The sequence below is a fragment of the Acidovorax sp. HMWF029 genome (assembly GCF_003060895.1).
In the GTDB taxonomy this organism is placed as follows: Bacteria; Pseudomonadota; Gammaproteobacteria; order Burkholderiales; family Burkholderiaceae_C; genus Acidovorax.
Map to the genome: position 1 here is coordinate 1 of NZ_QAIH01000095.1, position 5,700 is coordinate 5,700.

Sequence of the window (5,700 nt, forward strand, 5' to 3'; positions counted from 1 at the left end):
CGGCGAGAACCCACTGTGGAAGTCGCGCCGTGCGGGCTACAGCCAGGACGGCATTCCCAACAACCTGGCCGTGCTGCGCACCATGCGCGGCGCTTTGGGCAGGCGCATTGCGCTGGGCAAGACTGCGCACCGCGAGCTGCTGGCGCTGCAGGCCGAGCTGGACGCCCTGCTGGCGCAGGACGATGGCGCCAACGAGGCCGTCGTTGCGGCGCTGCAGCGCCGCATTGATGCGCTGCAGGTGCGTATCGGCCGCATTCCCTACCTCGACCCCATCGACCTGCGCTTTCGCGCCCGTATCCAGGTGCCGGTGCCCAACAGCCAGGCGGTGATGTTCTGCCTGATGGATGTCTCGGGCTCCATGGACGAGGCGCGCAAGGACCTGGCCAAGCGCTTCTTCATCCTGCTTTACCTGTTCCTCACGCGGCACTACGAAAAGATCGACATCGTCTTCATCCGCCACCACACCCAGGCCGCCGAGGTGAGCGAGGAGCAGTTTTTTCACTCCACCGAAAGCGGCGGCACGGTGGTCAGCAGCGCGCTGGTGCTGCTGGACCAGATCATCCGTGCGCGCTACCCCAGCGGCGACTGGAACATCTACGTGGCCCAGGCCAGCGATGGCGACAACTTCACCAACGACAGCGGCAACTGCCGCAACCTGCTGGTGGACCGCATCCTGCCCCTGGTGCGCTACTTTGCCTATGTGCAGGTGGCCGAGGAAGAGCAGAACCTGTGGGAGGAATACAGCCAGCTGCTGCCGCAGTTCTCGCACTTCGCCATGCGCAAGGTGTCGCAGCCCAGCGAGATCTACCCTGTGTTCCGCGATCTCTTCAAAAAGGAAGGGGTGCCGCTGTGAACAACATGACCCAGTACCCGGTGCTGGAGCGCCGCATCCACGACAACCCCTGGAAGGCTGCCGCCGTGGGCGAGCGCCGCCAACATGCCGTGCCCGTGCAGCCCCTGCCCCCCGGCGCGCGGCCCGCTGAGCCGCTGCCCGACCCGAGCGACTGGACGTTCGACCTCATCGACCGCTACCACGCGGCCATTGCCGCCACGGCTGAGCGCTTTGGCCTGGACACCTACCCCAACCAGCTCGAAATCATCACCGCCGAGCAGATGATGGACGCCTACTCCAGCGTGGGCATGCCGGTGAACTACCGCCACTGGAGCTATGGCAAGGAGTTTCTGGCCACCGAGCGGCGCTACCGGCGCGGGCACATGGGGCTGGCGTACGAGATCGTCATCAACTCCAACCCCTGCATCAGCTACCTGATGGAGGAGAACACCACCGCCATGCAGGCGCTGGTGATTGCCCACGCAGCCTATGGGCACAACAGCTTCTTCAAGGGCAACTACCTGTTCCGCATGTGGACCGACGCGTCCAGCATCATCGACTACTTGGTGTATGCCAAGGACTACGTGGCACAGTGCGAAGAGCGCTACGGTTTTGACGAGGTCGAGCGCATCCTCGACTCCTGCCACGTGCTGGCCAACTTCGGGGTAGACCGCTACCGCCGCCCCTCCAAGAAAAACCTGGCACGCGAGCGGCTGGAGCGGGCGCAGCGCGAGGCCTATGCGCAGCAACAGATCAACGAGCTGTGGCGCACCCTGCCCACGCGCCCGGGCAAGGACGATGCCGTGCCTGAGCAGAACCGCTTTCCGCAGGAGCCGCAGGAGAACATCCTGTACTTCATCGAGAAGAACGCGCCCCTGCTGGAGCCCTGGCAGCGCGAGATCGTGCGCATCGTGCGCAAGATCGCGCAGTATTTCTACCCGCAGCGCCAGACCCAGGTCATGAACGAGGGCTGGGCCACCTTTTGGCACTACACGCTGCTCAACACCCTGTATGACGAGGGCCACCTGAGCGACGGGGTGATGATCGAGTGGCTGGGCTCGCACACCAACGTGGTCTTTCAGCCGCCCGTGGGCCACCGCGCCTACAGCGGCATCAACCCCTATGCGCTGGGCTTTTCCATGTACCGCGACATCCAGCGCATCTGCCAGAACCCCACGGAGGAGGACCGGCGCTGGTTCCCCGACATCGCGGGCACGCCCTGGTTGCCTGCGCTTGACCATGCCATGCGCAACTTCAAGGACGAGAGCTTCATCGGCCAGTACCTCAGCCCGCACCTGATGCGCGAGATGCGCCTGTTTGCGCTGCACGACGACGCCAGCCAGGGCGATCTGGTGGTCAGCGAGATCCACGACGAAAACGGCTACCGCAACCTGCGCCAGCTGCTGTCGCAGCAGTACGACCTGGGCACGCGCGAGCCCAATATCCAGGTCTGGAACGTGAACCTGCGCGGCGACCGCAGCCTGACCCTGCGGCACACCCAGTACCAGAGCCGCCCGCTGGCCAGCGACACCCAGGAGGTGCTCAGGCATGTGGCCCGCTTGTGGGGCTTCGGCGTGCAGATCGAAGGGGTGGACGCCTATGGCAACCACCCGGTGCTCTTGCACATGGTGCCTGCGCCAGCGGCGTGAGGTCGCAATGGATTGTATGCTATATATTTGATAGCTTAAAAGGCAATGTGAGCACGCGGAAAGGCCTGTTTTTTCAGGTTTTTTGCGCTGCTCAGGCAGTTTGACGGACCCGGGTGTGCAGAGGGCAGTCGGTGGCCACGCGTTCGGCCAGTGTCTGGCGCAGGGTCTGCAGCGCTGCAATGCGCGCGTCTATCTCGCCGAGTTTGCTGGCCAGCACCTGGTTGAGCAGCGGACCGGGTTCGGGGGCGTCCCAGATGCTGGGCAGGCGGTCGCCGATCTCGGCCAGCGTAAAGCCCAGCTGCTGCGCCGTGCGGATGTACTGCACCAGCGTCACCACCTCGGGTGGGTAGTCGCGGTAGCCGTTGGCCAGGCGCCGTGCACGGATCAGACCCTGCTGTTCATAAAAGCGCAGCGCCTCGCGGCTCAGGCCTGAGGCAGTGGACAGTTCTCCTATCAGCATGGCGTTCTCTCTCGACGATATTCACAAAGTGCTTGACCCTGAAGCGTACTTCAAGGTGGAAGCTCGGGGCTTCATCCATTCCCTGAGGTTTTTTTCCATGCACATTCCCGCCTTGGCTTCTGACCGTTACCTGCGCATCGTGCGCGCCGGCGGCTGGTACGACTTGCTTGTCACCTGGCCGTTTGCTTTGCCCTGGACCTTTGCCTGGCTCTACGCCCAGCTGAACCTGCTGGCCCAGGCGCTGGGGTTACCTGGAACGCTGCACCCACTGGACACCACGCACATGATGTTGGCTAACCTGCTCGGCTCGGTGGTGGTGGTGTGGTCGGTGGCACGCATCGTGGCGCCTTCGCTGCTGCTGGGGCGGCTGGATGGTGTGGCGCGCCTCTTGTTTGCAGCTTGGCTGATCTATGCCGTGGCGCACGGGGGCAGTGCCATCGTGCTGGGCTTCACGGCGTTCGAGCTGGTGTTTGGCGTACTGCAGTGGTGGCGTGTGTCGGGCGTGGACATGGCCATCTGCCCACCCAGGTTAGAGAGGCTCGGTCCGCAGGCGCGTAGCGCCTGAAGGGGGGGGAACGGGCTCATACAATGCGGCGAGCCGCGTGGCAGCGAGGGTAGCCGGGTGGCTGGCTGCACGCTGCGTGTGGATTGCGTGGCGTGGCAGTCCCCAGGCAGACAGCAGCATGGCCCCTGCCATATGCCTGTCCAGCCCGAAGTGCAGGCGCTCCTGCTCCAGCAAGCGGGCGCGGGGCCAGGCTGCGGCTTCTTCCAACAGGCGTCCATAGGGGGCGCCCACCAGCCGGTACATCAACAGCGCGCCCAGCTCATACCAGGCCAGGTCTTGCTGGGTGCGCCGTTGCTCATCGGCGCTGAGCGCTTCAAACCACGGGAGCCCTGGCAGGCGGGCCAATGCGGCCAGGCGGGCATGCCACAAGGGCTCCAGGTCGGCCACCGGTCGTCCGGGGCCTGCTTGCAGCTGCAGCCCCTGTACCAACTGGCCCAGGCGGGCGGGGCGCAATGGGCCCGCCAGCCCGCTGGCGTCGTGGAGCAATTGGCCGCCGTACTCGGCCCGGTTGGCCAGGCCCAGCAGGTAGGCTTGCAGGACGGGGATGGCTGGTTGCTCCAGGTCTTGCAGCCAGACCGCAGCATCCACAGCCCCGTGGATGGAAGTCGGGAGCATGCGCAGCAGCGGTACCGGGTCGCTCCAGTCCTCGTCGATGGCCAGGGCCGCCAGTTGCAGGCGGGCTTGGCGGGCGAGGGCGGGCGTGGTGTCAAACCAGTTGGCAAAGGCGCGCTCCAGAGATGCCCGACTGGCGTAGCCGAGACTGCGCGCCGCCGCCTCCACCGGCGTGCCCTCCTGCACCAGCAGCTGGAATGCCTGGCGCCTCCGGTGGGCGTTGTGGATATCGGCGAAACGCATGCCCTCCGCCATCAGCTGGCGACGCATGTCCCTGCCGGACATGCCCAGCCGCGATGCCATGCCCTCAATGCTGGCGCGCCCGGCGCCGTCGTGTGTCAGCAGGCAGCCGATCAGCCTGCGGCTCAGGGGGCGCGGGGCATCGCTGTGGCGCAGCTGTGCGACAAAGGCCATGCGCATCGCGTGCTTGATCCGGGGGTTGCCGCCGGGCAGCGCCAGGTCGAGCAGGCCGAGCGGGTAGCGCAAGGAGCCATGGGGGGCGTCGAACTGCACAGGGGCGCCCAGCAGGGCCTCCAGCGGCTCGGCACATGGGGCTGGCGGTGCCATCGAACGGGCCGCGATTGGTACGGTGCTGAACGACAGGCTCAGGTCGAGGATGCGCTTGAGCCAGGCCAGCGCTCCTTCAGCGAGCAGGAGCTCGGCAAGCCGGACCGGGGTGCGGTGCGGCTGCAGGCGCACTTCAAAGCTGTCGGCCTGCAGGTCGATGAAGAAACCAAAAAAGCCGAATGGCAACAAGAGGGGCTGGTTGGTCATCAGCTCGGCCAGCAGCTCGCGCAGTTGGGCGCAACTGCGAAGGAAGTACACCTGACCGCTGCCGACGCTGGCGTCGAACTGCAGCGCCAACCAGGCACAGGCGTGGGGCTCGTTGGCCGCATGGAGACGTTCGATGAGATGGCACAGCGACGCATGGTCGAGCAGGCTGCGGTCACTCGGATCGGTCCGCCGCAGGCCGGTCTCCAGCTCCAGCGCGCGGAGCAAATCGGGCCTGCCGGACAGGCGGTGGTAGAGCGGCTGCAGCCAGCGCATTTCAAGCGCGACGCCTGCGGGATGCGTTGAATTCAAACCAGTGCCTCTGTGCTCATCGAGCGGCAAATGTATCCGGCTGCCGCAGTCGGCAAGGCGCTCCCGGCGCCCGCGTGCGTCTGATGTGGTGACCCCGAGCGCTATTGCCATTGGCGCCTGGGGCGGGGATTGGTAGTCTGCGCCGCCGCCAGATGGAGCTTTGCGTCCGCAGGCATTGCCGACTTGCGCTGACACGCTTGTCCAGGCTGCATAAAGAAGAAAGAAGCGGCAGAGACCGACTTTCGCCCCACCCGATTTTCAGCACACAGGATCTTCCACCCCATGCAGGCACACAAGCTTGTCCCCTTGCTTTTGACCATGGTTCTGACCGCCTGCGGCGGCGGAAAAGGCGATGCCCTGGATGGTGTCGCGCCCGGCACCGAACCGCCAGCGGGCACCCTTCCCGCGCCCGGTTCCGGGAGCAATGCCGAGCCGGAGCATCCACGGGAGCCCGGCACGTCACCAACACCCGGCCCAACCCCAACCCCAACCCCAACCC

General features: G+C 65.7%; 5 protein-coding genes. 3 read left to right on the forward strand and 2 right to left on the reverse strand.

Annotation, left to right across the window (positions count from 1 at the left end):
* Both DBR12_RS06280 and DBR12_RS06285 read left to right on the forward strand, forming a co-directional pair.
* A partial coding sequence (locus DBR12_RS06280) for a YeaH/YhbH family protein (RefSeq protein WP_108616481.1) occupies positions 1–853 on the forward strand: 853 nt, incomplete at its 5' end.
* 5 nt (positions 854–858) lie between these two features.
* Positions 859–2,481 (forward strand): SpoVR family protein, encoded by a 1,623-nt coding sequence (locus tag DBR12_RS06285; protein WP_108616484.1) that lies wholly within the window; start codon positions 859–861, stop codon positions 2,479–2,481.
* A gap of 91 nt (positions 2,482–2,572) precedes the next feature.
* Here DBR12_RS06285 and DBR12_RS06290 read toward each other — a convergent pair whose 3' ends face one another.
* A complete protein-coding gene (locus DBR12_RS06290; protein ID WP_108616482.1) occupies positions 2,573–2,941 on the reverse strand; it encodes a MerR family transcriptional regulator in 369 nt (122 codons plus the stop codon).
* A gap of 97 nt (positions 2,942–3,038) precedes the next feature.
* On the opposite strand from DBR12_RS06290, the gene DBR12_RS06295 reads away from it, so the two are divergent.
* Positions 3,039–3,506: a hypothetical protein gene (locus DBR12_RS06295; RefSeq protein ID WP_108616485.1), complete on the forward strand. Its 468-nt coding sequence runs from the start codon at positions 3,039–3,041 to the stop codon at positions 3,504–3,506.
* Here the strand turns inward: DBR12_RS06295 and DBR12_RS06300 are convergent.
* A complete protein-coding gene (locus DBR12_RS06300) occupies positions 3,471–5,201 on the reverse strand; it encodes a helix-turn-helix domain-containing protein (RefSeq protein WP_158274983.1) in 1,731 nt (576 codons plus the stop codon). The genes DBR12_RS06295 and DBR12_RS06300 overlap by 36 nt on opposite strands.
* Between the last annotated feature and the right edge of the window lie 499 nt (positions 5,202–5,700).